Source organism: Brevibacterium picturae (assembly GCF_900105045.1).
GTDB lineage: Bacteria > Actinomycetota > Actinomycetes > Actinomycetales > Brevibacteriaceae > Brevibacterium > Brevibacterium picturae.
The window spans coordinates 754,060-779,054 of sequence record NZ_LT629739.1 but is presented as its reverse complement, the minus strand read 5'-3'; the positions used below and the strand labels follow the sequence as shown (position 1 = coordinate 779,054).

Below are 24,995 nucleotides of genomic sequence, written 5' to 3'. Positions count from 1 at the left end.
CATCGAGCGGTAGTGCTGGGTCCAACTGACCCTGAAAGTCTCGACCTGGTGAGCCCGACTCCGCTTCGCGAGGCAGGGCCGACAGACCCGATCTGAGGAGACAACCGAACCGATGGCACCCCTACGTGAACTTCTGCCCATGGCCGGCCACGTCCGTGGCAAGCGCAGCCCCGTCACATGCGCGCTCAAATGCGACAATGCGTGCACGAAGGCGATCTGCAACACCTCGTCCAACAGCTACTTCCGCGACATCGTCGGGGCGCAGCTGTCGCGGCGGGCAGTGCTGGGGGCATCGGCGGCAGGAGCACTGGCCATCGCAGTCACGAGTGCACCGAGCCCCACCACGAGCGCAGCCGCTGCGGCAGCAGGCACGGGAGGCAGCCTCGACTTCACCGCCATCGACCCGGTCCAGCACGAGGTCGACGAGTTCATCGTCCCCGAAGGCTACTCCTGGCACCCCGTCGTGCGCTGGGGCGATGCACTGTTCCCCGATTCACCGAAATTCGACCCGGAGAACCAGAGCGTCGAAGCCCAGCGCCGCCAGTTCGGGTACAACAACGACTTCCTCCAGATCCAGGTCGACGACAGCGGAGACGGCAACCGCGCCCTCCTGTTCGCGAACCAGGAGTACACGAACGACGCAATCATGTACCCCGACAGCATGGACAAGGCCACTCAGCGCGCCATCAGCCGCGACGCACACGGTCTGACAGTCGCGGAACTCGTCAGGACCAATGAGAAGACCCCGTGGAAGGTCGACGTCAACGGCGCAAACAACCGTCGCTTCCTCATCGACACCGAATACGCATTCACCGGACCCGCGGCGGGCTCCGATCTCCTGCGCACCAAGGACTACCCGGGCGGTGACAAGGCCCAGGGCACCCTCGGCAACTGCGCGGGCGGTCTGACCCCGTGGGGCACACTGGTCTCCGGCGAGGAGAACTTCAACTCGTACTTCAAAGCGCAGGGCACCTCGGCGGCCGACAAACGCTACGGTCTGACCAACGAAGCCTCGGCCAACGGCTGGGAAGCCGATGTCGAACGCTTCGACACGAACAACTCCGGCTACGCGAATGAAGCCAACCGCTTCGGTTGGATCGTCGAGGTCGATCCCCGGGATCCCGAATCGACTCCGCTCAAGCACACGAACATGGGACGTTTCAAACACGAGGGCGCGAACATCACGATCGCCGATTCGGGTCAGGCCGTCGCGTACATGGGCGATGACGAGAAGTTCGACTACCTCTACAAGTTCGTGTCCAAGGGAAAATACGTCGAAGGCGACCTGGGCCACAACATGACGCTGCTGACCGAGGGCGACCTGTTCGTCGCGAAGTTCACGGGCAACTCCCCGAAGAATGAGATCGACGGCAGCGGTGAGGTGCCGGCCGACGGCGAGTTCGATGGCAGTGGACAGTGGCTGCCGCTGATCAAGGACGGCGAATCACAGGTTGCGGGAATGGCCATCGACGAGGTGCTGGTCAACACTCGCCTGGCGGCCGATAAGGTCGGTCCGACGAAGATGGACCGCTGTGAGGACGTCGAGCCGAACCCGGTCAACGGAAAGATCTACATCGCGTGCACGAACAACTCGGATCGTGGTGTGGACGGCAAGGCCGCAGCCGACGAGGCGAACCCGCGCACCGAGAACCGCGACGGACACATTGTGGAACTGACCGAACGCAGCGGCGACCACACAGGCACCGAGTTCGACTGGACACTGCTGCTGGTGTGCGGTGACCCGAAACAGGGCGACACGACCTACTTCGCCGGCTTCCCCGAAGACCAGGTCTCACCGCTCTCCTGCCCCGACAACGTCACCTTCGACTCGGCCGGCAACCTGTGGATCTCCACCGACGGCGCCCCCGACGGCATCGGCTACTGCGACGGTCTGTTCAAGGTCACCATCGATGGAGACCAGCGGGGACGCGTGGAGCAGTTCCTCTCCGTCCCCCGTGAGGGCGAGGTCTGCGGACCGCTCGTCCATGACTCCTACGCCTCGGCGTTCGTGGCCGTCCAGCACCCCGGTGAGGACGGCGAGTGGTCGGACCAGCACTCTCTGTTCCCCGACTACGTCGATGCCACAGACGTCGAAAAGGGCGTTGCCGCTCTGCCCCGCCCGACCGTGGTGCAGGTGATCAAGGGCAGCGGTGAGGAGCCCACCGAACCTCCGACAGAGGATCCGAAGGACGCGGACGCTGACGCCGAAGGCAACGAGGATGGCTCGTCCGACGGCGATGACGGCGCAGCCGACGGTGCTGCCGGCGCCGACGGCTCTGACGGCTCGTCCGAGGGGTCGAAGAGCGGCTCGCAGGACGGAGCGAAGGACGCAGCTGCTGCCGGTGCAGGGGCGGCCGGCGCCAGCGAAGCAAGTTCGAACGGCGGCTCCGGTTCAGGCGGCTCCGGCGGTTCCGGCGCTGATGGCGGTTCGGGCTCGGGTGGCTCAGGCTCCGGCAGTTCCGGTTCAGGTGGCGGCGGTGACCTCCCGCGCACAGGCAACGACAGCACGCTGCCGCTGCTTAGCGGAGGTGCAGGCCTCCTCGCCGCAGGTGGTGCCATGGCCACGGCCGCGCACATGCGCAAGAAGAAGGCTGCCGAAGGCTCCGAGGACTTCCCAGAGGAGTCTGCGCAGGCGTGAGCGGTAGGAGTCGACGAAGGCTTGTTCCGCGACTCCCCGCTACTGCGAGCACGCAACAGGCTCTTAGCGCTCAACGGTCGGTAACTGGTGGTCGAAAAGTTCGAACTTTTCGACCACCAGTTACCGACCGTTGAGTTTGAGGCAGAGAAAATTCGCAGTGTCAGGATTGACGACGGGAGTCCGGCGGCGAGGCTGTAACAGACCGCGGCAATCGGGCGGACAGCTACGACGTGCGGTCCGATCCGGCGGGCGTCTCAGGGCACAGGCAGCTTCGCGCCCGCAGAGGAACGCACAGAGGGCAGCACACCGAAACGCTGTGCTGCCCTCAAAGCTATCCGGCGCGAGTCGCCGTTGCCGGCCTCCCGGCAGCGTCTGCTGCGGAACCTCAGATGGTGACGAGACCGTTCTTCGCGGTCTCGAAGCTGATCGACATGATGCCGGGGGTCCCGTGCGGAGCCGACCAATCGATGTGGATCTCCGGGATCGGCTTGGGATCCTGGGTCCCCAACCAGTCACGCAGTCGGTCACGATCCCCGGCGATCTGCAGGGTGTCGAGAGCGACATCGCCATTGGTCTTGTATGACGAGGGGTGCTGAGACGAGTCGGCTGACCACTTGATGAAGAACGGAAGCTGGGGGTCGGCGATGAGCCCCTTGACTCCGATCTGCAGCCATTTGAGTTCGAGACCTGATTCCGGGGTGCGGTTTCCGTCGACGGCTTTGCGTTCGAGACGGGTCTCCACTCCGGCGAGGTCATCGACCGAGACGCACCAGCCCATCCAGCCGCCGCCGAGCTCGGATCGAGCCCTGACCGCCTGGCCGAAGGGTGTTGACAGCGCGGCCGGGTGCTCCAAGGCTTCGACGACTTCGAGGTAATGGCCGTTCGCGAGAGGGAAGATCAGATTTCTGGTACCGAATCGAGGATGCACACCACCGTCGTAGGGAACCACACCGAGCTTCTCCGATATTCTCTCGGCAGTCGCTTTGTACCCGTCTGGTTCGCTGGCGAAGGACACATGATCGAGTTTCATGTCTCGACAATCGCATAACCTGGCTCACACTTCTCATTAGGATCACCTAAGTACTGGGCTCTGTCGAATGCTCCCGCCCGATCAGATCACGATGGGCCGAGCAGGTCGAGGCAAACGCAGCGACCGCCCGGACGAAATCATCCGGGCGGTCGAGAAGAGGGTGAAATCAGTGGGAGTCTTTGAAGCGCGCGATCGAAGCGTTGATCTCGGCTTCGGCCTCAGCGCGGCCGACCCAGCTCGACCCCTTGACGAATTTGCCGGGCTCAAGATCCTTGTAGCGGGTGAAGAAGTGCTCGATCGAGTCGAGGGTGAACTGGTCGACGTCACCGATGTCCTGGTAGCTCTCCCACCGAGGATCGCCGGCTGTGACTCCGAGAACCTTGTCGTCACCGCCGGCTTCGTCCTCCATCGTGAACATGCCGATGGGGCGCACATCGATGAGCACGCCCGGGAACAGAGGCTCGGGCAGCAGAACGAGCACGTCCAGCGGATCGCCGTCGTTGCCCAGAGTGTCCTCGAAGAACCCGTAGTCGGCCGGGTACTGCATCGAGGTGTAGAGGTAGCGGTCGAGTTTGACCCGACCGGTCTCGTGGTCGACCTCGTATTTGTTGCGCGATCCGCGCGGGATCTCGATTGTGGCCAAGAGTTCCATAGTGCTCCTTCAAGCTAGGGTTGCATCACTAGAATAGAGCTTACAAGTCCCCAGGAATGACAACCACAACGGCTACGGCGAGGACGACTGCAATGAGAATGAGGGCCCGCGCTTGAACCAGACTCCGGACCGGAAGAGGCAGAAGCGGTCGAAGAAGGCTGTCGCGTCCATCACCGCAGGCAGCCTTGCAGTGGTGCTGGCCGGGCTCGCAGCCGTCGACGCCTATGACGTCTTCCCCGAGCTCCCGGGGATACTGATCACGGACCCCGCGATCGAGGTCCAGGCCGTCCCCGCACCCCATGCGCAGGCACAGGATGTGCCGGCACCCGCCTCGGCGCTGGATGACTCGGCCCCCGTGCCCACCACGATCCCCGATAAGGTCGACAAGGTCCTCTCCGAATCCAAGGTCAAGGGCTTCGGGATCGAGATCCGCGACGGACTCAGCGACGAAGTTCTCTACGCCAAGAACGAAACCAAGCCCCGCACCCCGGCATCCGTGACGAAGGTGCTCACCGCCTCGGCGGCACTGCTGACGATCGGTGGCGAAGAGCGCCTGCGCACGACCACGGAGTTCGATCCGGCGACGTCCACGGTGACATTGACCGGTGGCGGGGACTCGCTGCTGGGGGCCGGGGAGTCCCAGCCGGGAGCAGTCAACGGCCACGCCGGTCTGACGACCCTGGCGCAGGAGACCGCAGAGTCTCTGAAGAGCCAGAACGTCGCCGAGGTGGCCCTGGACTTGGACACGTCCCGGTACACGGGCGAGGACTTCAGCCCGGGATGGGAGCGATCCGACATCGCCAAGGGCGTCATCGCACCGATCCAGCCGCTGATGATCGACACCGGATACGTCGGCAGCAAGGACAAGGACTGGCGCGGGCGCAGCGAGCACCCGGCCAAGGACGCCTTCGCCGTCTTCACCAAGGAACTCAAGGCGGCCGGAATCACGGTCACCGACGACCCGAAGCCTGCACAGAAGGCCGAGGACGCGAAGGTCGACGCCGACACTGAAACCGGTGAACTGGCGAGCGTGGAGTCGGCCACGATCGCCGAGATCGTCGAATACGCACTCGTGCACAGCGACAATGTCGTCGCCGAGGTCCTCGGCAACGAGGTCGCCATCGCCCAGGGCGAGCCGGGCAGTCTGGAAGCCGGCCCCCAGGCCGTGCTGGCGGCCCTGGCCGATTCCGTGGACTTGGGCAAGACCCACCTGGAGGACACCTCGGGCCTGTCATATGACAACCAGATCAGCCCGCACGACCTGACGACCATCCTGCAGGCATCGGTCGTCGCCGACGATTCGCTGTCCAACCTCATCAGCTATCTGCCCGTGGGCGGGCTGACCGGCACACTCACGGACAGATTCACCAAAGATAAGAACGCAGCCGGCACGGTGCACGCGAAGACGGGAACCCTGTCGACTGTGACCTCACTGGCCGGAGGGGTGCTCGACGCCGATGGACGCTATCTCGTCTTCACCCTGCAGATCGACGACGTGGACAAGGACAGAATATTGGAAGCCAGGAAGACCGTGGACGACATCGTCGCAGCTCTCGCGAATTGCGGCTGCCGATGATCGTCGATGAGAAATTCGCCGCCCGCACAGCCCGGGAGCTCGTCCCCGCCGCGCGCATGCCCGACACCGCTGAACTCGACGAGTTGGTCACGGGGCTGAAGGACAATGCGCTGACGGCCCAGGAGCTCGTCCTCGACTCGTTCCTGCTCGACCCCGGCCGCGCCGACGAGGTGCGCACGCGCCTGGGCGCCGGTTCTGTGCTCGTGCTCGATCAGCTCGGCTGGATCAAGGCCAACGCCCAATCGCTCAACGGCATGGTCGATGTGGACTCCCTGCCCGCACCCGTCGGTCCGGGCTCGGCGAAGGCGGCCGCCGTGGAGCTGGCGGGCGTGCTCTCGCTGCTGTCCACTCGAGTCCTCGGCCAGTTCGATCCCTTCGCGGTGGCCTCGGGCAGACTGATGTTCGTCGCCCCGGCCGTCCTCATCGCCGAAGAGGCCATGAACGTGTCCCCACGCGATTTCCGCATGTGGGTGGCCCTGCACGAGGCCACCCACCAGGTCCAGTTCGCCACCGCCCCCTGGCTGCGCGAGCACATGCGTTCCCTGCTCTCTCAGGTCGTCGCGACCCCGCTCAAGGCTCCGGGCATCCGGGGACTTGCCGATGTGTTCTCCACCGTGGGGCAGATCATCAAAGGCGATGCGAGCATGGTCGACCTCATCCGCGACGAGGGGATGCGCAGCGCCCTCGACGAGGCCTCGGCGATCCTCAGCCTGCTCGAAGGACACGCCGACGTGGTCATGGACGAGGTCGGCATCCAAGTCATCCCCAGCGTGCGGAAGCTGCGACGCAGGTTCGAAGCCCGCCGCGACGCCGGGCAGGGCGGATTCCTGTCGAACCTGCTGGGCATGAACCTCAAACTCGCCCAATACCGCGACGGTGCCGCATTCGTCCGTGCCATCCGCAAGGAAGTCGGCCAGACCGGGTTCTCCGTCATCTACGACAGGCCTGAGACCCTGCCGACGAGCGAGGAGATCGCGACCCCGAGTCTGTGGTTGGACCGTGTCCACGGCTGAGAATGGTTCACCTCGGCGTCCGAGTCTCGATCCGGCCAGCGGGGCGATCCGCAACGCAGTCCGTGAAGCGGTGGCCCAGGTGGGCGTCTCCCGGCCCGGCGTCATCGTCGCGGTCTCCGGGGGAGCGGACTCGATGGCGCTGCTGCATGCATGCGCCTTCCTGCACCGACGTGGGGAGCTGCGTGCGCATGCCGTGACCGTTGACCATGGCCTGCAGACCTCGGCCGCCGAGGTGGCCCGCCGGGTCGTGGCCACCGCCGAATCCTGGGGTCTGCCCGCCGAGGTCGCCACCGTCACCGTCGATGCCGGTGACGAAGGCCTCGAAGCCGCCGCCCGCGATGCCCGTTACGGCGCGCTCGAGGCCGCGCGGACCGAGCACGCTGCCGATTGGGTGCTGACCGCACACACCCGAAGCGACCAGGCGGAGACCGTGCTGCTGGGGCTGATGCGCGGTTCGGGCACGAGGTCCCTGGCCGGAATGGCTCTGCGCACCGGCGAGGTGGTGCGCCCCCTGCTCGGCATCGAACGGGCGACCAACGAAGCCTCGTGCCGGGCTCAGAACATCGAGGTCTGGCACGACCCGATGAACGCCGACGACACCTTCGCTCGGGTGCGTGCCCGCGGCCTCCTGGCGTCCCTGGAGACCGATCTGGGTCAGCCGGTCACCGCGAACCTGGCCCGCACGGCCGAACTGTGCCGCTCCGATGCCGACTGCCTCGATGAACTCGCCGAGACCCACGCCGCAGCGGTGCGGGGACGAGACGAGGTGCCTCTGGCCGATCTGGCCGGCCTGGGGAATGCGATTCTCTCTCGTGTCATCCGCGAGTGGCTGATCTCCCTGCATGTGCCCGCCCAGAGCTTCGGCGCCGCCCGCATCAGCGAACTGCTCGCAGTGATTCGGGAATCACGGGCACCGGGGCACACGCACCACCGTCTATCACTGCCCGGGGACACCGAAGTCATCATCACCGGGCAGCTCCTGCGTTTCCGACGCGAGGCCAAGACCCGCTGACGTCAGCGGGTCTTGGCCTCCGCGTTCGCCGTCGACGAGTCGGCCGCCTGTGGCCACCAGGTGTCCGCCCTTGTAGACGTCACGATCGGCAGGACAGTCCATGATCGCCGAGGTGACCGTATCGGCCTCGAGCAGCATGAAGTCCGCCGGTGCGCCAGTAGCCAGGCCGAAGACGGCATCATCGACCAGCGCAGTTCCCTGGGGGCGGGCACCGGCCATGACCTGCGCCCCACCGCGGGAGGCGATGTCGAGGCAGGCCTCGATGTCCTCATCCCGGCGGTGGCCATTGGTGAACGCCAGCTGCCAGGTCCGGCGCAGCAGGTCACCGTCCCCGTAGGGGCTCCAGTAGTCGCGCTGCCCGTCCTCGCCGAGACCTAATGCGACCCGATGCTCACGCAGACTGCGCTGTGGCAGGACACCGTTCTGCGGCGCCACGGTCGTCAGGGAGATGCCTGCCTCAGTGAGGAGCTCGACGATCCGTTCGACCTCCGAATCGGGATTCGAGCTCAGGGCGAAGGCATGGGAGATCGTCACCTGCCCCTGAAGACCGAGCGTCCTCGTGCGGCGAGCGATCTCCTCAACCGTGAACACCCCCGCGCTGCCGCGCTCATGCAGATGGATGTCGACGCCCTTGCCGTGCTTCTCCGCAAGTCCGAAGACGACATCGAGATGAGCCACCGGATCCCTGTCATAGAGCAGCGGGTCGAGCCCGCCGACCAGATCGGCACCCTCGCTCAAGGCCGCGTCGAGGAGATCTCGCACACCCTTCTCGGCCACGATCCCGGCCTGTGGGAAGGCGACGATCTGGGAGTCGAGGACACCGGCGTGATCGGCCAGCGCGTCCCGGACGCCGACGAAGCGCTCGAGAGTGCAGTCGGCGTCGATCTGGGTGTGCGAGCGGATGCGGGTGCCGCCGGAGGCGATGATCTCAGCGATGGCATAGTTCGCCTGGTCGCGGACGCTGCGTTCGCCGCCGCGCCAGTTCTCGCGATCATTCATGATGAAGCCGTGCAGCGTCCCATCGGCTGTGTGGGGACGGAAGGTCTGGCCCAGGCGATTCGAATCGAGGTGGGCATGGACGTCGCCGAGGCTGGGCAGCAGTGCCCGGCCGGCACCGTCGATGTCGTCGACCCCGTCAGTGACATCTCGGGTGGGGTTCTCGGCCGCTCTGAATGAGGCGAAGCGCCCGTTATCGATCTCGACATCGACGGCCTCGGCATCGGCGGTGCGGGGAAACAGTCGCACATTTCTCAGAGTGGTCATCATCGTCCTTCGATATTGGCGGGGCACATGGTCTTTGAATGGTATACCGTGGCCTTGCCCGATCCGGCTCGGCTGCGGACCCGAGGATCGAGCGAGAAGATCGTCTGAAAGGATGAGGCAATGACCTCTCAGCCCGAACATGGCCATCGTACGGGCCGGGGACTCGACGTGCTGGCACTTGCGTGCCTCATCCTCATCGCCTGCTCCCTGCGACCGGCCGCATCCTCGCTGGGCCCCGTCCTCTCCGAAGTCCAGGGCGCCTACTCCCTGGCCGATTGGCAGACGGGCCTGCTCACTGCCCTTCCCGGGCTGATCTTCGCGATCTGCGGATTCATTGCCGTTCCCGTGCTGAAGAAGGTCGGACTCTTCGGCTCGCTGGTGATGACCTGCGTGCTCATCACCGTGGGTGTGGGGGCCCGGGCGCTCGTCGACAGCTGGGTCAGCTTCGCCGGGCTGACAGTGATCGCACTGGCCGGAATGTCGATCGGCAACGTCATTCTGCCGGTGTACGTGAAGACGCGTTTTCCCGACCGGGCCAACCTCGGTGCCACCGCCTTCACCGTCTCCCTGGGGCTGGGCGCGATGTTCCCCGCCTTTCTCACTGCCCCGATCACTGGTCACTTCGACAACTGGCGCGTGGGGCTCGGCATCTGGGCGCTCGTGCCTGCCTGCGCGCTGATCACCTGGATCATCCTCAAACTCGCCAGGTCCGTGCCCGATCTGGATCGACCCGAGCAGGACACGCACGAGGCGGCCCCACCTCGGCGGCATATCTTCACCTCGGCCAAGGCCAGATACATGGCGATGTTCTTCGGTCTGCAGTCGGTCAACGCCTATGTCCAGTTCGGGTGGCTGCCGCAGATCTACCGTGATGCCGGACTCGATCCGGTGCTCGCCGGTCTCATGCTCACGGTCGTCACCCTCGGCGGGATCCCCGGTGGATTCCTCGCCCCGCAGATCATCATGCGCAGCATCCTGCCGCGCTTCTTCCTCGTCAGCTTCTCCATCAGTGCCGTCGGCGGCTACCTCGGACTGCTCCTCATCCCCACCACCGCACCCGTGCTGTGGGCGATCCTCCTGGCCTACGGCGGCTTCGCCTTCCCCGCTGCGCTCGCCCTCATCACTGGCCGTACGCAGGATGTGTCGATCACCGCCCGAACCTCGGCGTTCGTGCAGTCCAGCGGTTATGTGCTCGCCGCGATCGGTCCTCTGGCCGTCGGCGGGCTCCTGGGGATGAGCGGTGGTTGGTCGGTGCCGCTGGGGTTCATGGTCGGCGTGGCGGCGCTCATGGGCGTGACCGGCTACCTCGCCGCTGCTCCGGGCACGGTCGACGAGGAGCTGACTTCAACAGGCACGCGCGGTGGCACGGCAGGCACCCGCGGTGGCACGGCAGGGCAGAAGTGAATCATAATGGAGACACACCCCACCCCAAGCGAGGAGAAACGACCCCAGTGGACATCAACGATCTCGGCAATGACATCGAAAAGGTACTTGTCTCGGAAGAACAGATAGCCGCACGACTCGTTGAACTGGCAGCCGCCATCGATGAAGACTACAAGGGCAAGGACATCCTCCTCGTCGGCGTCCTCAAGGGCGCGGTCATGGTCATGGCGGATCTGGCTCGCGCGATCCATTCGCCCGTCACCATGGACTGGATGGCCGTGTCCTCCTACGGCTCAGGCACCAAATCCTCCGGTGTCGTACGCATTCTCAAGGACCTCGACACGGACCTCTCCGACCGTCATGTCCTCATCGTCGAAGACATCATCGACTCGGGTCTGACCCTGTCCTGGCTGGTCCAGAACCTGCGCTCGCGTGGCGCGGCGACCGTGGAGATCTGCACGATGCTGCGCAAGCCCGAGGCGGTCAAGGTCGACATCGACGTCAAATACATCGGCTTCGACGTCCCGAACGAATTCGTCATCGGGTATGGACTCGACTATGCGGAGAAGTACCGCAATGTGCCGTTCGTCGCCACCCTGGCTCAGCACGTCTACAGCTGAGACTTGTGCATGAGCGCTCCGTGCATTGGCTGAGAGCCCGTTGCACCCGGGAACAAATCGGGGTGCATTCGGGCTTTGTCGGTGCGAGGTACTAGGCTGTGGGGGATGTTCCCAGGCAGCCTCGGTAGCCTGAACAGGTTGCCCCACATCTTTTTCCTGAGAGGACTTATGGCCGAGTCGAATAAGCGTCGCCCACTGCTCAACAAGGCGACGAAAGGCCCCTTGATCTGGATCGTGCTGGCACTCCTCGTAGTGTCGGTCGGTGCTCTGCTGTTCAGCCAATCCGGGTTCAGCCAGATTGACACCCAGCAAGGTCTGCAGCTGCTCAAGAACGACAAGGTCGAACAGGCCAAGATCGTCGACAAGGATCAGCGCGTCGACCTGACTCTGAAGGAAGACTTCAAGGTCGAGGACAAGGACTTCGGCAACAAGGTCCAGTTCTTCTACGTGGAGCAGCGCGGAGACCAGATCGTCAAGGCCGTGGACTCGGCCGAGCCCAGCAAGGGATTCACCGACGAGGTGCCTAAGCAGAGTTGGCTCATGTCCCTGCTGGGGACCCTGATTCCCTTCGTCATCATCTTCGTCGTCTTCTGGTTCCTCATCTCGCAGATGTCGGGCGGCAAGATGATGAACTTCGGCAAATCGAAGGCGAAACTGGTCAACAAGGAGGACCCGGACGTCACATTCAAGGACGTCGCCGGTGTCGACGAGGCCCTCGAAGAGCTCGAGGAGATCAAGGAATTCCTGGCAGAACCCGAGAAGTTCAAGGCCGTGGGCGCCAAGATCCCCAAGGGCGTCCTCCTCTACGGTCAGCCCGGTACGGGCAAGACCCTGCTGGCCAAGGCCGTGGCCGGTGAGGCCGGCGTCCCCTTCTACTCGATCTCCGGCTCGGACTTCGTCGAGATGTACGTCGGTGTGGGTGCCTCCCGTGTGCGCGACCTGTTCGAGCAGGCCAAGGCGAACGAACCCTGCATCATCTTCATCGATGAGATCGACGCCGTCGGTCGCCAGCGCGGCGCCGGCATGGGCGGCGGCCACGATGAGCGCGAGCAGACGCTCAATCAGCTGCTCGTCGAGATGGACGGCTTCGACATCAAGACCAACGTCATCCTCATCGCCGCGACGAACCGTCCCGACGTGCTCGACCCGGCACTTCTGCGCCCGGGCCGCTTCGACCGTCAGATCCCGGTCGATTCCCCGGACATGAAGGGTCGTCAGCACATCCTCGAGGTCCACGCCGAGGGCAAGCCGCTGGCCGCTGACGTCGATCTCGCTCAGATCGCTAAGCGCACCCCCGGATTCTCCGGCGCCGACCTGGCCAACGTCCTCAATGAGGCGGCCCTGCTGACCGCGCGTGAGAGCTCGAATGTCATCGACAACCGCATCCTTGACGAGGCGATCGACCGTGTCATTGCGGGACCGCAGAAGCGGACCCGCCTGATGAACGACAAGGAACGACTCATCACCGCCTACCACGAGGGCGGGCACGCCCTCGTCGCCGCGGCGATGAACCAGACCGACCCGGTCACCAAGGTCACCATTCTGCCCCGCGGTCGGGCCCTGGGCTACACTATGGTCCTGCCCAGCGAGGACAAGTACTCCACCACCCGCAACGAACTGTTGGACCAGCTGGCATACGCCATGGGTGGCCGCGTGGCCGAGGAAGTCGTGTTCCACGATCCCACCACGGGTGCCAGCAGCGACATCGAAAAGGCAACGAACATCGCCCGGAAGATGGTCACCCAGTACGGCATGAGCGACAAGCTGGGCATGGTCAAGATCGGCGATGACCAGGGTGAACCCTTCGCCGGCCGCGGCTACGGCGGGGGAGACGAGTACGGGGATTCGACCCTGTCCTCGATCGACCGTGAGGTCCGCGGCATCATCGACGCCGCCCATGCTGACGCCTACTGGGCGCTGACGCACAATCGCGATGTCCTCGATGACCTCGCCTACCAGCTGCTCGAGCGCGAAACCCTCGACCAGGCGGCACTGGAAGCGATCTTCACCCCCATCGTCAAGCGCCCCACACGTGATGTGTGGCTGGCCAACGACGAACGTCCGGTCTCCGAACGCGGTCCGATCGATCCGCCCACACCACTGAGCGCGGACCGCAACGGAAACGGCAATTCTGAGGTCGACACCACCGACGTCCCGGGCGCCGGAACGACGGGTGCCAACGGACCCCATGTTCCGCACAACCCGACCGGGCCGATCAACCCCAACGATCCGACCGGCCCCTCCGGACCCAGGCATCCAGGTGATTCGAACGATTCCGACGGCGGCAGGGAGAGCGGCTACTGATGTCTGAGCTCGAAGAGGTCACGGAGGTCCTCGGCGAGGCACCTGCCGGCACCGGCAACAAGGTCGATCAGCCCAGGATCGCCGCCGCCGTGCGTGAGATCCTCATCGCCGTCGGTGAAGATCCTGATCGGGAGGGGCTGCTCGAGACCCCCGCCCGGGTTGCGCGTGCCTATGAGGAGGTCTTCGCAGGTCTCCACCGCGATCCGGCAGACGTCCTGGGCATGACCTTCGACATCAGCCACGAGGAGATGGTCCTCGTCCGCGACATCGACCTGTACTCGATGTGCGAACACCACCTGGTGCCATTCCACGGAGTCGCCCACATCGGCTACATTCCCAGCAAGAACGGCAAGGTCACGGGACTGTCCAAGCTGGCCCGCCTCGTCGAGATCTATGCTCGCCGGCCCCAGGTCCAGGAACGTCTGACGACCCAGATCGCCGATGCCCTCGTCGATCACCTCGAACCCCAGGGCGTGATCGTCGTCGTCGAGGCAGAACATCTGTGCATGACCATGCGAGGAGTCCGCAAGCCGGGCGCTTCGACCATCACCTCGGCGGTGCGCGGGCAGCTGCGCGAGACGGCATCCCGAGCAGAAGCCATGAGTCTGATCCTCCGGAGGTAGAGATGCCCACACCGGAACGCACGAAGATCATGGGCGTGCTCAACGTCACGCCCGACTCCTTTTCCGACGGCGGTCGTTACTTCGACCACGACGCCGCGATCGCCCACGGCCTGGAACTGCTGGCCGCGGGCGCGGACATCATCGATGTCGGAGGGGAGTCCACTCGCCCCGGATCGGTCAGGGTCGACGAGGCGGAGGAGCTGCGCCGCGTCGTTCCGGTCATCCGAGAGCTGGCCGCTGCAGGCGCCGTCATCAGCGTCGACACCATGCGAGCCAAGGTCGCCGTGGCATCACTGGATGTCGGCGCCCACATCATCAACGACGTCTCCGCCGGGCTGTCGGATCCGACGATGCTGACCGTCGCGTCGGAGATGGCGGCCCCGGTCGTGCTGATGCACTGGCGCGGCTACCTCGATCGCGCGTCGGCGTCCTTCCACTACGACGATGTCGTCGCCGAGGTGATCGCCGAGCTGAAGACGAGAATCGACGAAGCCATCGCCGTCGGTGTCGAACCGGGCAACATCATCCTCGACCCGGGGCTGGGCTTTTCGAAGAATGCCGAACACAACTGGCAGATCCTCGCGGCCCTCGACGAATTCGCGAACCTGGATCACCGTCTCCTCGTCGCAGCCAGCCGCAAACGATTCATCTCCACCCTGCTCTCACCAGAGGATCCGAAACTCGCCGAGGAGTCTGCAAAGGATCAGGCCACGGCAGCGATCTCGGCCCTGTCGGCGAAGGCCGGGGCGTGGGCGGTGCGCGTCCACGAACCCACCACCTCGGCGATCGCGGCCAAGGTCATCGCCGCCGTGGCGACTCATGACACTCAGGCAGAAGCTCCGGAACCCGAGGGGCAGGCATGACCGGAGACCACCCGGACCGGATCGAACTGCGCGGGCTGACGGTGCGCGGCAACCACGGGGTCTTCGACTTCGAAAAGCGCGAGGGCCAGGACTTCGTCATCGACGTCACCCTGCACGTCTCGGTGTCCCGGGCCGCGGCCTCGGACGACATCGCCGACACCGTCCACTACGGTGACCTCGCCGACGAGGTCGCTCACATCGTCGAAGACAATACCTTCGACCTCATCGAAACCCTGGCCTCCCGGATCGCCGAGCACTGTCTGGACCTGGCCGAGCACGTCGAGGTCGTCGTCCACAAACCCGGTGCACCGATCCAGCGCAGCTTCAGTGACGTCAGCGTCACCGTCGTCCGCTCCCGCGCGGCGAGCAACGGCACACCCGGTGCCGACACCGTCGATGCGAAGCCTGCCGAGAACGAGGCATACCTCAGCCTCGGGGCCAACCTCGGCGACGCGGCGGACACGCTCGACCAAGCTGTCGCCGCTCTCAACCGACACCCCAGAATCACGGTGGACAGGCGATCCTCGGTGTATCGCACCGCGCCCTGGGGCGGAGTCGAACAGAACGACTTCCTCAACCTGGGACTGATCGTGAGCACCAGCCTGGCGGCCGGGGAGCTGCTCGCCGTCGGGCAGGGAATCGAAGTCGCCTGCGGACGGACACGGGAACTTCGCTGGGGGCCGCGCACACTCGACATCGATCTGATCCGCTTCTCAACCGGCGGAGGTGAACTCTTCTTCAACACCGAGACCCTGACCCTGCCCCATCCGCGGGCACATGAGCGTGCGTTCGTGCTCGCACCCTGGGCCGAGCTCGTCGGCGACACGGAAGTCGACACTCCCCAGGGTCGCCGATCAATCACCACGGTCCTCGCCGAGCTGGGAGACCAGGAAATCACGCGAATCCCGGCACCATAAGTGCCCTGGGTTTGAGAGACTGGGAGCTATGCAGCGAACATCGTCGGGTATTCTCGTCATCTGGGCCGTCATCGGTGTCGTCCTCGCGCCCGTCGTTGATGTGCTGCTGGAGAGCCAGGGCTTCTCGCTGCCGGGCCTGCCGTGGTTCGCCATCATCGGAATGCTCCTCCTCGCGGCGGTTCTGCTCGTCCTGGGGTGGCCGATCAAAAAATGGAACGACGGTGACCGGACGAAGGAGATCGATCCCCTCCAAGCCGCGCGCGTGGCAGTCATGGCCAAGGCCAGCGCCCTGACCGGGGCCGGACTGACCGGCTGGTACCTGGGCAACGCCGCGTACTATTTCCTGTCTGCACCGGGCATCCGCAATGACTTGGCGGCAGGTATGCTTTTCGCTATGATCGCAGCCGCAGCGTTGATGATCGTCGGCCTGATCGTCGAAGGATTCTGCGAACTTCCCCCTCAAGACCCACCAGGAGCCGAAGCAGCATGACCCGCGAATTCAACTATCTGACCGGAATCGATGCCGACTTCAACAGGGTCAGTCCCAAATACGGCCGCAAGGAGACGATCGCGTCTCTGACGATCCTCGCCCCGATGATCATCGTGGCCCTCGTCTTCGCGATCATCTTCACCTCCGAGGTGCCATGGCTGCACGCCATCTGGGTCGTCCTCCTGGCGTTCACCGTCTTCCTCATCGTCATCATCATCCGTCAGGCCAAGGCCATCGGCTATGCGGAGAGGGAGGACGACCTCCTCATCCGGCGTGGAATCATGTTCCACAAGGCGACGGTGGTTCCCTATGGGCGTTTGCAGTTCGTGGACGTCGACGCCGGCCCCATCGACCGCATGTTCGGCTTGGCCTCAGTCAAACTCCACACCGCCTCCGCGGCCACCGACGCCACCATTCCGGGCCTGCCCCGCGCCGAGGCCGATCGTCTGCGTGACAGCCTCGCCGGACTGGGCCAGGCCAATCTGGCAGGACTGTGAGCATGGCCGCGGACCGGTCGAGAGACCGACTGCCCGAGCCCACTGACAGATCCACAGATGCCGGGGTCGCAGCTCCTGAAGTGTGGCACCGGGTCCACCCGCTGACGCCGATTCTCGAAAGCCTCGGCGTGCTCGTGGGTATCTTCGTCGCTGCGGCCTATGGGCTGCAGAACTTCTTCCAAAGAGCTGTCGAAGACCTGGCGAGAGGCGATGGCGTCGACCTCGGTTTCGCCGGTTGGCTGCGTGCGCACCCGCTCGTCATCCTCGGCGGCGTCGGCGGAATCCTGCTCATCCTCCTGCTCACCGCACTCTTCAGCTGGCTGGCGTGGAGGGTGATGGGCTATCGGATCGATTCCGAGGCTATCTACTACCGGCGCGGGCTGCTGTCGAAGAAGCAGCGCAAGGCCAGGCTCGACCGTGTCCAGTCGATCGACCTGCAGCAGAAGCTGCTGCCGCGACTCCTGGGCATGGCAGAGCTCGTTTTCGACGTCGCCGGCGGCTCCGATTCCAACATCTCCCTGAAGTACCTGTCGAAGAAGCGTGCCGAAGGACTGCGCGACAAGCTTCTCGCCGCTGTCCGTGCGAGGAAGCAGGGCACCCAATCGGGGCAGCGTACCGCGAACGCGGGTCAGTCCGCCGAGGCGACCGCGGGAACCGAGTCCAGCGGAGGTGCGTCCGGTGGTTTGGAGGAAGCCGACGTTGCCGAGGCCGACATGACCGGCGATGCGGTGGGGAACCTCGATGGCGAATCCGCCATCGATCGCGGAGTGCCCGAGCGCCGTGACGACAGCATCGGTGTGCGCCTGAGCAAACGCCTCGGCTCTCTGGCCGGCGGCGCCTCTCACGAGGCAGAGTCGAGCATTAATGAACTCCTGGCTCCCTACTACGTCTCGGCCGAGGTCAGCGAAGATGGCGAGATCATCCGTGTGCCCGTGCACCGGGTGGTGGTCTCCTCGCTGCTGAGGACAGAGACGATCATTTCGGTCCTCGTCGTCCTCTTCCTCATCGCTACAGCCATCGTTCTCCTTGCGCTGGGGCTGACCGAAGCCTTCATTCCGATGCTCGTCGCAGTCATCCCCGGTCTCTTCGCGGCGTTCTCCGCTTTCAGGAAGAACCTCGACAATGCGAACTTCGTGGTCAAACTGGGTGAGAACGGACTGGCTGTCAACCACGGGCTCGTCTCCACCTCCCGCAAGGTGATCCCGCTCGACCGGCTGCAGGCCGTCTGTCTCCACCAGCCGCTGCTGTGGCGGTGGGCCGGCTGGTGGAAGGTTGAATACAACATCGCCAGCGCAGGCGGCACAGGCGAGTCGAACATCCTCCTGCCCGTGGGCGACATCGATCAGGCACTGCTCATGGTCGGACTGGCGCTGCCCGACCCGCAGCTGCCGGACGAGCTCAGCGCGGCAACCCTGGTGCGTTCGGCCATGTATGACCGCAAGTCCGAAGACCCGCAGGCCGAATCGGCCGAAGAGCTCTTCCACGGCCAGCCCCGGTCCTCCCGGCTCATCGACCCATTGGTGTGGAACCGGCGGGCCTACGCTGTGACCGGATCCCTTCTCGTGCTGCGTCTGGGCGTCCTGGACCGTCGCGTCGACTTCGTGCCCCATGTGAGGGTGCAGTCGATGAGCTACCACCAGGGCCCGCTCATGCGCTCGCTGGGCCTGGGCACGGTCGCCGTGCACTCCACAGCCGGACCCATCGAACCCCGAGTCACCCACCAGAGCGTCGATGACGCGAAACGTTTCTTCAGCGAACACTCCGAACGCACTCGACTCGCGCGGCAGCGCTACGACGAGGAAGCGCGCAGAGCCAAGGAAGGCAGGCCATGAGCCAATCAGGGATGAACCAGGACGACGCCCCTCGCCTGGGAATCGGAATCATCGGCTGTGGCAAGGTCGGGGCGACCATCGGCGCCGCCTGGCGCGAAGCCGGCCATGCCATCATCGGGGTCAGCGCCTCCTCGGCGGCGAGTCTCGAACGGGCCGAGGAGATGCTCCCGGGGGTGCCGGTGCTGCCCCCGGACGACGTCGCAGACCGTGCCGAGCTCCTGCTCCTGACCGTCCCCGACGATGAGATCGAATCCCTCGTCAGCGGCCTGGCCAAGGTCTCACGAATCCACTCCGGACAGATCCTCGTCCACTGTTCGGGCCGATACGGCACAGACGTCCTCGAAGCCGGGACCAGCCTCGGCGCGCTGCCCATCGCTCTGCACCCGTCGCTGTCCTTCACCGGCACCGCCGTCGATCTTCCTCGTCTGCGGCAGTCGACGATCGCCGTCACCGCGCCGGCACCGATTCGACCTGTGGGGCAGGCCCTCGTCGTCGAGATGGGAGCCGAGCCGATCGATGTCGCCGAAGCAGACCGTCCGCTCTACCATGCGGCCATCACCCACGCCTCGAATCACACGATCACGATCATCAGTGAAGCCATGGAGATGCTCGCCGAGGCGGGTGTGAGTGACCCCTCACGTGTGCTCACGGCCCTCGTCGATGCGGGGGTGACGAATACTCTGCAGAACGGTTCGCGGGCGCTGACCGGACCCGTGAGCCGCGGTGACGTGGGCACTGTCTCTGCGCACCTGACGGCGCTCAGTGAGTTCAGTCTCAGCGTCTCCAGTCCCGCAGCACGCAACAGCTACATTGCTCTGGCCAGGTCCACTACCGCCAAGGCTCTGAGCCTGGGACGGATCACGGATTCGCAGGCGCAGGAGATCCTGGCCCGCCTGGACTGACTCTCGGCCTGGTCCACCACCGGCCCGAGTTCCCCCTGGGCCCGCGCTCACGGTAGCCTTGGCGGTATGGCAGATACCGAGTCGAACACGCCCGAAAACGCAGACCTTTCACCCGAACATCTCGATCCAGAGCAGATCCGGATCCGAAAGGAAAAGCGCCAGCGGCTCTTGGACTCCGACACCGATGCCTATCCGGTGTCAATTCCGCGCACGCACACCCTGGCCGAGGTCCATGCCGCTCATGACGGTCTGGAAGCCGGGGATGAGACCGAGGAAATCGTCGGCGTCGTCGGACGCGTCGTGTTCGTCCGCACCACGGGCAAACTCTGCTTCGTGACCCTGCAGTCAGGAGACGGGACGCGCCTCCAGGGCATGCTGTCCCTGCGCGAAGTGGGGGAGGAGCGCCTCGGCGACTTCAAGACCGACGTCGATCTGGGCGACTTCCTGTTCGTCCACGGCAAGGTCATCAAGTCCAAGCGCGGCGAACTGTCTGTCCTCGCCGATTCCTGGGCGATGGCCAGTAAGTCACTGCGTCCGCTGCCGGGTCTGCACACCGAACTGGCCGAGGACACCCGTGTGCGCCAGCGCTATCTCGACCTGATCACCCGCGAAGACGCCCGCCGGACCATGCTGACCCGAGCAGAGGTGATGTCGTCCCTGCGTCGGACGTTCGCCGAGCAGGAGTTCGTCGAGATCGAGACTCCGATGCTCCAGTTCATGCACGGCGGTGCCGCGGCTCGCCCGTTCACAACCCATATGAACGCCTACGACATCGACATGTTTCTGCGCATCGCACCAGAGCTCTTCCTCAAGCGTGCGATCGTCGGCGGAATCGAGAACGTCTTCGAGATCAACCGCAACTTCCGCAACGAGGGTGCCGATTCGACCCACTCGCCGGAGTTCGCGATGCTCGAGGCCTACCAGTCCTACGGCGACTACCACTCGATCGCCGACCTGACGAAGACCCTGGTCCAGAACGCGGCACAGGACGCCACCGGGTCCCTCCGGGTGAAGTTGGCGGACGGGGAAGACTACGATTTCGGTGGTGACTGGCCCGTCGTCAGCATGTACGAAACCCTGTCCGAGGAATCCGGAGTCGAAGTCACCCCGGAGACCGGCCTCGATGTCCTCGACGCAATCGCAGCAGAGAATAACGTCGAGCTGGGCGGAGTCTTTCGCTCACACGGCAAATACGTCGAAGAGCTGTGGGAGCACTTCTACCAGGACAGACTGTGGGCGCCGACTTTCGTCACCGACTTCCCCGTCGACACCTCGCCTCTGGTCCGTGAGCACCGAACCAAGAAGGGCGTCGTGGAGAAATGGGATCTCTACGTTCGCGGTTTCGAATTGGCCACAGGCTATTCCGAGCTCGTGGATCCGGTGATCCAGCGGGAGCGGTTCGAGGCTCAGGCCGTCGACGCAGCCAAGGGCGATGAAGAGGCGATGGGCCTCGATGAGGAATTCCTCACCGCTATGGAACACGGAATGCCGCCGACCGGCGGTATGGGAATGGGACTTGATCGTCTGCTCATGGCTTTGACCGGCTTGGGAATTCGAGAAACTATTCTCTTCCCATTCACGAAGCCAATTGCCCCCGGTAATTCGGAAATGGCTGAGGAAGGTTGAACACATGATGGATCTGCTGAGGGCACTATTGCCATCGATCTGCGTTGGATTGCTGTTCTGGTACGTGATGAGAAACATCTTGCGTGCGGACCGGACCGAACGAGAGCAGATCGATAAATTCTATTCGGAGCATGAGGTTAGCGAATTAGGCGATAATCATGAATCAGATGTTAAGCTGACTGCGACAAAGCCTTCTGATTATGAAAAGAGTGAACATGGCAAGGGAGATGCGACTCGTTCTCACGGATGATTTCGACGGCTCGGAAGCGTCGGAAACCGTTCGCTTCAGCCTCGACCAAGGTACCTACGAACTCGAACTGTCGACAGAAAATGCCGAAAAGCTTCGTGAGACGTTCGCCCCGTTCATCGCCAAGGCTCGCCGGGTAGCGAACCCGGGCGGTCGCGGACGTCGCACGGGCTCCGGCTCCGCCGCGGGCCCGAAGCGCGATACGGCCAAGATCCGCGAATGGGCACAGGCCAACGGTTACCAGCTGGGCGATCGCGGACGCATTCCGCTGGAGATCGTCCAGGCATACGAAGCAGCAGACAGCTGATTCACGGCACAGCCGATAATTGAAGCGGTAATGGGATTCGATTGAATGTCACTGATTCCATAATCGCTTCCCGAGGGGCCAACGGTTCATCCGTTGGCCCCTCGAAGTTTCTGCTTATGGTTTCTGTCCACCACCAGTCCGGCCCCGATACGAGTTATCAACCTTCTCGTATGACGATTCGCTCAGGCAATTCTCAGCGGAGTTCTTGATTATCAGCACTGGCTCCGATCATGTTGTCTCCTGGACTGCGGCAGGCGAATTTGAGTAATTACCCCATTCCCATTCTCGGTAATCTGTGAGGTATCACGATCTCCTCTTGATTCGTATTCGCGTGATCGGTGCGGAGTATGAGGTGGGAATGCCGAGCATCAAGATGGGTTGCCCAGATCCAGGATGGATAGAGCTGGACCGATATGAGCAGAGAGGTGGTGCCGGCAGTCCTGATGCAGCAGAACGGGGCGAATGCGTGTTGCGCAGGAGAGCGCGGAGGGGCGAACCGCGAATTTCGCCCACAGCCAAACGGTTTCGGCTGATGGCGAAACGTGCAATAGATCGTGGCCAATGGTCGTTAGGCTCTAAAGAATAACCAGACCGAGGAGGGTGAATATGTTCGAGCGGTTCACTGACCGAGCACGCCGAGTGGTAGTGCTGGCCCAGGAAGAAGCCAAACTACTCAAACATAACTACATCGGAACCGAGCACATCCTGCTTGGCCTGATCCACGAGGGTGAAGGCCTGGCAGCCAAAGCACTCGAGGGAATGGACATCTCCCTCGAGCAGGTTCGCGATCAAGTCCAAGAGATCATCGGACAGGGACAGCAGGCACCGAGTGGGCACATCCCGTTCACTCCCCGTGCCAAAAAGGTCCTCGAGCTCAGCCTCCGTGAGGCCCTGCAGCTGGGACACAGCTACATCGGAACCGAGCACATCCTGCTCGGTCTGATCCGTGAGGGTGAAGGCGTCGCCGCTCAGGTGCTCGTGAAGCTGGGCGCCGACCTGGGACGGGTCCGTCAGGAAGTCATCAAACTTCTGTCGGGCTACCAGGGCAAGGAGCCGGTCTCCGCAGGCGGACGCGAGGAGGGAGCCCCCTCCGGTTCGCTGGTCCTCGACCAGTTCGGAACGAACCTGACCGCAGCCGCCCGTGAAGGCAATCTCGATCCGGTCATCGGCCGGCACGAGCAGATGCAGCGCGTGATGCAGATTCTGTCGCGGCGAACCAAGAACAACCCTGTCCTCATCGGTGAACCCGGTGTCGGCAAGACCGCAGTGGTCGAAGGGCTGGCGTTGGCGATCGTCAACGGCGACGTCCCCGAGATCCTCGAGGACAAGCAGCTCTACACCTTGGACCTCGGCTCGCTGGTGGCCGGCTCCCGGTACCGCGGTGATTTCGAGGAACGTCTGAAGAAGGTCCTCAAGGAGATCCGCACGCGTGGAGACATCATCCTCTTCATCGACGAGATCCACACCCTGGTGGGTGCGGGTGCTGCCGAGGGTGCGATCGACGCGGCTTCGATTCTCAAGCCCATGCTGGCCCGAGGCGAGCTGCAGACCATCGGTGCGACGACTCTCGACGAGTACCGCAAGCACATCGAGAAGGATGCCGCCCTCGAACGGCGGTTCCAGCCGATCCAGGTTCCGGAACCGTCCCTGGCGCATTCGATCGAGATCCTCAAGGGACTGCGCGACAAGTACGAGTCACACCACAAGGTCACGATCACGGAAGGCGCTCTCGCGGCTGCCGTGAATATGTCGGATCGCTATGTCAACGACCGGTACCTGCCGGACAAGGCGATCGACCTCATCGACGAAGCAGGCGCGAAACTGCGCATCTCGCGGCTGTCCGTGCCGCAGGAGATCCGTGACCTGGAGGAGCAGATCCTCGAGGCTCGCCATCGCAAGGAAGCCGCCATCGACGCTCAGGACTTCGAGCTGGCGGCCTCCGAACGCGACTCCGAGATGAAGCTGCAGCAGGACAAGGACGAACAGACCGACGCCTGGCGCAAGAGCGGTAAGGACACCTCCGCGACCGTGGACGCGGATCTGATCGCCGAGGTGCTGGCCGCGGCGACCGGCATTCCGATCTTCAAGCTCACCGAGGAAGAGTCCTCGCGACTGCTGCGGATGGAAGACGAGCTGCACAAGCGCATCATCGGCCAGGACGACGCGGTCAAGTCGATCTCCCGTGCGATCCGGCGGACCCGTGCGGGTCTGAAGGATCCAAAGCGCCCCTCCGGCTCGTTCATCTTCGCCGGCCCCACAGGCGTCGGCAAGACGGAGCTGGCCAAGGCACTGTCGGAGTTCCTGTTCGGTGACGAGGAATCGCTCATCAGCCTGGACATGTCGGAGTACTCGGAGAAGCACACCGTGTCCCGACTGTTCGGTTCTCCTCCCGGCTACGTGGGCTACGAAGAGGGCGGTCAGCTGACGGAGAAGGTTCGTCGCAAACCGTTCTCAGTGGTCCTCTTCGATGAGGTGGAGAAGGCTCACTCGGACATCTTCAACTCGCTGCTGCAGATTCTCGAAGACGGTCGCCTGACTGACTCGCAGGGTCGTGAGGTGGACTTCAAGAACACCATCATCATCATGACCACGAACCTGGGTACGCGAGACATCTCGAGTGGTCTGCAGCTCGGGTTCCAGGTTGAGGGCAGCGCGAACAACGACTATGAGCGCATGAAGCAGAAGGTCAACGAAGAGCTCAAGCAGCACTTCCGGCCCGAGTTCCTCAACCGTGTCGATGACACGATTGTGTTCCCGCAGCTGGGCAAGGACGAGATCTTGCAGATCGTCGATCAGTTCCTTGCGCGTCTGGACACCCGTCTGGCCGATCAGGGCATGAAGGTCGATGTCAGCGACGCGGCGAAGAGCCTCCTGGCCGATCGTGGCTACGATCCGGTACTGGGTGCTCGGCCTCTGCGTCGCACGATCCAGCTCGAGATCGAGGACCACCTGTCCGAGAAGATCCTGTTCAAGGAGATCGGCAGCGGTCAGACCATCAAGGTCGACGTCAAGGGAGAAGGCAAGGCAGCGGAATTCACGTTCAACGGCGTGGAGACCGAGAGCCTCGCCGCCAGCGAACCGGATGATTCCGGTGGCGAACTCGCTGGCGCCGGTTCGTCCGGCGGCAGTGGATCTGGAAGCTCCGTTTCCTGATCTGCCTCCAGCAGCGCTGAAGAAGCCCGGGGACACAGCACCAGCTG

The 24,995-nt window shown here is 64.1% G+C and carries 21 protein-coding genes; 18 read left to right on the top strand and 3 right to left on the bottom strand.

Features of this window, described 5'->3' with window-relative positions; genetic code table 11:
- The first annotated feature begins 112 nt into the window (after positions 1-112).
- On the top strand, positions 113-2,638 hold the full coding sequence (locus BLT92_RS03685; protein WP_092103286.1) for a PhoX family protein: 2,526 nt from the start codon (positions 113-115) through the stop codon (positions 2,636-2,638).
- 385 nt (positions 2,639-3,023) lie between these two features.
- Here the strand turns inward: BLT92_RS03685 and BLT92_RS03680 are convergent, their stop codons facing one another.
- Together BLT92_RS03680 and BLT92_RS03675 are read right to left on the bottom strand one after the other, a co-directional pair.
- Positions 3,024-3,668 carry a VOC family protein gene (locus tag BLT92_RS03680; RefSeq protein WP_092103284.1) on the bottom strand — a complete coding sequence of 215 codons (645 nt, stop codon included), beginning with the start codon at positions 3,666-3,668 and terminating at the stop codon, positions 3,024-3,026.
- Positions 3,669-3,834: 166 nt separating this feature from the next.
- The gene (locus BLT92_RS03675) at positions 3,835-4,320 is read right to left on the bottom strand and encodes an inorganic diphosphatase (protein WP_092103282.1); all 486 of its coding nucleotides are present in this window, start codon (positions 4,318-4,320) and stop codon (positions 3,835-3,837) included.
- Between the two features lie 112 nt (positions 4,321-4,432).
- Between BLT92_RS03675 and dacB the strand changes: the two genes are divergently transcribed.
- Genes dacB through tilS form a run of 3 tightly spaced genes read left to right on the top strand, consistent with a single transcriptional unit; the run spans position 4,433 to position 7,921 of the window.
- Positions 4,433-5,896, top strand: coding sequence for a D-alanyl-D-alanine carboxypeptidase/D-alanyl-D-alanine endopeptidase (dacB, locus tag BLT92_RS03670; RefSeq protein ID WP_092103280.1), 1,464 nt, complete (start codon positions 4,433-4,435; stop codon positions 5,894-5,896).
- Entirely contained in the window at positions 5,893-6,909 is a 1,017-nt protein-coding gene (locus BLT92_RS03665; protein ID WP_092108737.1) for a zinc-dependent metalloprotease, read from the top strand. The genes dacB and BLT92_RS03665 overlap by 4 nt, the downstream gene beginning before the upstream one ends.
- Positions 6,896-7,921, top strand: a complete 1,026-nt coding sequence (tilS, locus tag BLT92_RS03660) for a tRNA lysidine(34) synthetase TilS (RefSeq protein ID WP_092103278.1) — start codon at positions 6,896-6,898, stop codon at positions 7,919-7,921. Before BLT92_RS03665 ends, tilS begins: the two co-directional genes overlap by 14 nt.
- On the opposite strand, the gene BLT92_RS03655 is transcribed toward tilS, so the two are convergent.
- Positions 7,847-9,184, bottom strand: a complete 1,338-nt coding sequence (locus BLT92_RS03655) for an amidohydrolase family protein (RefSeq protein WP_231939000.1) — start codon at positions 9,182-9,184, stop codon at positions 7,847-7,849. The genes tilS and BLT92_RS03655 overlap by 75 nt on opposite strands.
- A 120-nt stretch (positions 9,185-9,304) precedes the next feature.
- On the opposite strand from BLT92_RS03655, the gene BLT92_RS03650 reads away from it, so the two are divergent.
- The 14 genes from BLT92_RS03650 to BLT92_RS03585 all read left to right on the top strand — a co-directional run bounded on the left by BLT92_RS03650 (position 9,305) and on the right by BLT92_RS03585 (position 24,948).
- Complete coding sequence (locus tag BLT92_RS03650) at positions 9,305-10,588, top strand: MFS transporter (RefSeq protein ID WP_231938999.1); 1,284 nt, start codon at positions 9,305-9,307, stop codon at positions 10,586-10,588.
- Between the two features lie 47 nt (positions 10,589-10,635).
- Entirely contained in the window at positions 10,636-11,187 is a 552-nt protein-coding gene (gene hpt, locus BLT92_RS03645; protein WP_092103277.1) for a hypoxanthine phosphoribosyltransferase, read from the top strand.
- Between the two features lie 168 nt (positions 11,188-11,355).
- Positions 11,356-13,491 (top strand): ATP-dependent zinc metalloprotease FtsH, encoded by a 2,136-nt coding sequence (ftsH, locus tag BLT92_RS03640; RefSeq protein ID WP_092103275.1) that lies wholly within the window; start codon positions 11,356-11,358, stop codon positions 13,489-13,491.
- Positions 13,491-14,114: a GTP cyclohydrolase I FolE gene (gene folE / locus BLT92_RS03635; RefSeq protein ID WP_092103273.1), complete on the top strand. Its 624-nt coding sequence runs from the start codon at positions 13,491-13,493 to the stop codon at positions 14,112-14,114. The genes ftsH and folE overlap by 1 nt, the downstream gene beginning before the upstream one ends.
- 2 nt (positions 14,115-14,116) lie before the next feature.
- The gene (gene folP, locus BLT92_RS03630) at positions 14,117-14,977 is read left to right on the top strand and encodes a dihydropteroate synthase (RefSeq protein ID WP_092103272.1); all 861 of its coding nucleotides are present in this window, start codon (positions 14,117-14,119) and stop codon (positions 14,975-14,977) included.
- Complete coding sequence (gene folK / locus BLT92_RS03625) at positions 14,974-15,894, top strand: 2-amino-4-hydroxy-6-hydroxymethyldihydropteridine diphosphokinase (RefSeq protein WP_092103270.1); 921 nt, start codon at positions 14,974-14,976, stop codon at positions 15,892-15,894. Before folP ends, folK begins: the two co-directional genes overlap by 4 nt.
- Before the next feature lie 28 nt (positions 15,895-15,922).
- Positions 15,923-16,384 carry a DUF3180 domain-containing protein gene (locus tag BLT92_RS03620; RefSeq protein ID WP_092103268.1) on the top strand — a complete coding sequence of 154 codons (462 nt, stop codon included), beginning with the start codon at positions 15,923-15,925 and terminating at the stop codon, positions 16,382-16,384.
- Positions 16,381-16,881 (top strand): PH domain-containing protein, encoded by a 501-nt coding sequence (locus BLT92_RS03615; protein WP_092103266.1) that lies wholly within the window; start codon positions 16,381-16,383, stop codon positions 16,879-16,881. The genes BLT92_RS03620 and BLT92_RS03615 overlap by 4 nt, the downstream gene beginning before the upstream one ends.
- A 2-nt stretch (positions 16,882-16,883) precedes the next feature.
- Positions 16,884-18,713, top strand: coding sequence for a PH domain-containing protein (locus tag BLT92_RS03610; protein WP_092103264.1), 1,830 nt, complete (start codon positions 16,884-16,886; stop codon positions 18,711-18,713).
- Entirely contained in the window at positions 18,710-19,615 is a 906-nt protein-coding gene (locus BLT92_RS03605; RefSeq protein WP_092103262.1) for a Rossmann-like and DUF2520 domain-containing protein, read from the top strand. Before BLT92_RS03610 ends, BLT92_RS03605 begins: the two co-directional genes overlap by 4 nt.
- Positions 19,616-19,681: 66 nt before the next feature.
- Entirely contained in the window at positions 19,682-21,241 is a 1,560-nt protein-coding gene (gene lysS, locus BLT92_RS03600) for a lysine--tRNA ligase (protein WP_092103260.1), read from the top strand.
- Positions 21,242-21,245: 4 nt separating this feature from the next.
- Positions 21,246-21,491 carry a hypothetical protein gene (locus tag BLT92_RS03595; protein WP_092103258.1) on the top strand — a complete coding sequence of 82 codons (246 nt, stop codon included), beginning with the start codon at positions 21,246-21,248 and terminating at the stop codon, positions 21,489-21,491.
- Positions 21,457-21,795 (top strand): histone-like nucleoid-structuring protein Lsr2, encoded by a 339-nt coding sequence (locus BLT92_RS03590; RefSeq protein ID WP_092103256.1) that lies wholly within the window; start codon positions 21,457-21,459, stop codon positions 21,793-21,795. Before BLT92_RS03595 ends, BLT92_RS03590 begins: the two co-directional genes overlap by 35 nt.
- Before the next feature lie 606 nt (positions 21,796-22,401).
- Positions 22,402-24,948 carry an ATP-dependent Clp protease ATP-binding subunit gene (locus BLT92_RS03585; RefSeq protein WP_092103255.1) on the top strand — a complete coding sequence of 849 codons (2,547 nt, stop codon included), beginning with the start codon at positions 22,402-22,404 and terminating at the stop codon, positions 24,946-24,948.
- The last annotated feature ends 47 nt before the right edge of the window (positions 24,949-24,995 follow it).

What these genes read in the sequence shown, in the direction of transcription:
- BLT92_RS03685 (WP_092103286.1), top strand. Translation starts at nt 113, where the DNA reads ATGGCACCCCTACGTGAACTTCTGCCCATGGCCGGCCACGTCCGTGGC.
- BLT92_RS03680 (WP_092103284.1), bottom strand. Translation starts at nt 3,668, where the DNA reads ATGAAACTCGATCATGTGTCCTTCGCCAGCGAACCAGACGGGTACAAA.
- BLT92_RS03675 (WP_092103282.1), bottom strand. Translation starts at nt 4,320, where the DNA reads ATGGAACTCTTGGCCACAATCGAGATCCCGCGCGGATCGCGCAACAAA.
- BLT92_RS03665 (WP_092108737.1), top strand. Translation starts at nt 5,893, where the DNA reads ATGATCGTCGATGAGAAATTCGCCGCCCGCACAGCCCGGGAGCTCGTC.
- BLT92_RS03655 (WP_231939000.1), bottom strand. Translation starts at nt 9,184, where the DNA reads ATGACCACTCTGAGAAATGTGCGACTGTTTCCCCGCACCGCCGATGCC.
- BLT92_RS03650 (WP_231938999.1), top strand. Translation starts at nt 9,305, where the DNA reads ATGACCTCTCAGCCCGAACATGGCCATCGTACGGGCCGGGGACTCGAC.
- ftsH (WP_092103275.1), top strand. Translation starts at nt 11,356, where the DNA reads ATGGCCGAGTCGAATAAGCGTCGCCCACTGCTCAACAAGGCGACGAAA.
- folE (WP_092103273.1), top strand. Translation starts at nt 13,491, where the DNA reads ATGTCTGAGCTCGAAGAGGTCACGGAGGTCCTCGGCGAGGCACCTGCC.
- folP (WP_092103272.1), top strand. Translation starts at nt 14,117, where the DNA reads ATGCCCACACCGGAACGCACGAAGATCATGGGCGTGCTCAACGTCACG.
- folK (WP_092103270.1), top strand. Translation starts at nt 14,974, where the DNA reads ATGACCGGAGACCACCCGGACCGGATCGAACTGCGCGGGCTGACGGTG.
- BLT92_RS03620 (WP_092103268.1), top strand. Translation starts at nt 15,923, where the DNA reads ATGCAGCGAACATCGTCGGGTATTCTCGTCATCTGGGCCGTCATCGGT.
- BLT92_RS03615 (WP_092103266.1), top strand. Translation starts at nt 16,381, where the DNA reads ATGACCCGCGAATTCAACTATCTGACCGGAATCGATGCCGACTTCAAC.
- BLT92_RS03610 (WP_092103264.1), top strand. Translation starts at nt 16,884, where the DNA reads ATGGCCGCGGACCGGTCGAGAGACCGACTGCCCGAGCCCACTGACAGA.
- BLT92_RS03605 (WP_092103262.1), top strand. Translation starts at nt 18,710, where the DNA reads ATGAGCCAATCAGGGATGAACCAGGACGACGCCCCTCGCCTGGGAATC.
- lysS (WP_092103260.1), top strand. Translation starts at nt 19,682, where the DNA reads ATGGCAGATACCGAGTCGAACACGCCCGAAAACGCAGACCTTTCACCC.
- BLT92_RS03595 (WP_092103258.1), top strand. Translation starts at nt 21,246, where the DNA reads ATGATGGATCTGCTGAGGGCACTATTGCCATCGATCTGCGTTGGATTG.
- BLT92_RS03590 (WP_092103256.1), top strand. Translation starts at nt 21,457, where the DNA reads ATGGCAAGGGAGATGCGACTCGTTCTCACGGATGATTTCGACGGCTCG.
- BLT92_RS03585 (WP_092103255.1), top strand. Translation starts at nt 22,402, where the DNA reads ATGTTCGAGCGGTTCACTGACCGAGCACGCCGAGTGGTAGTGCTGGCC.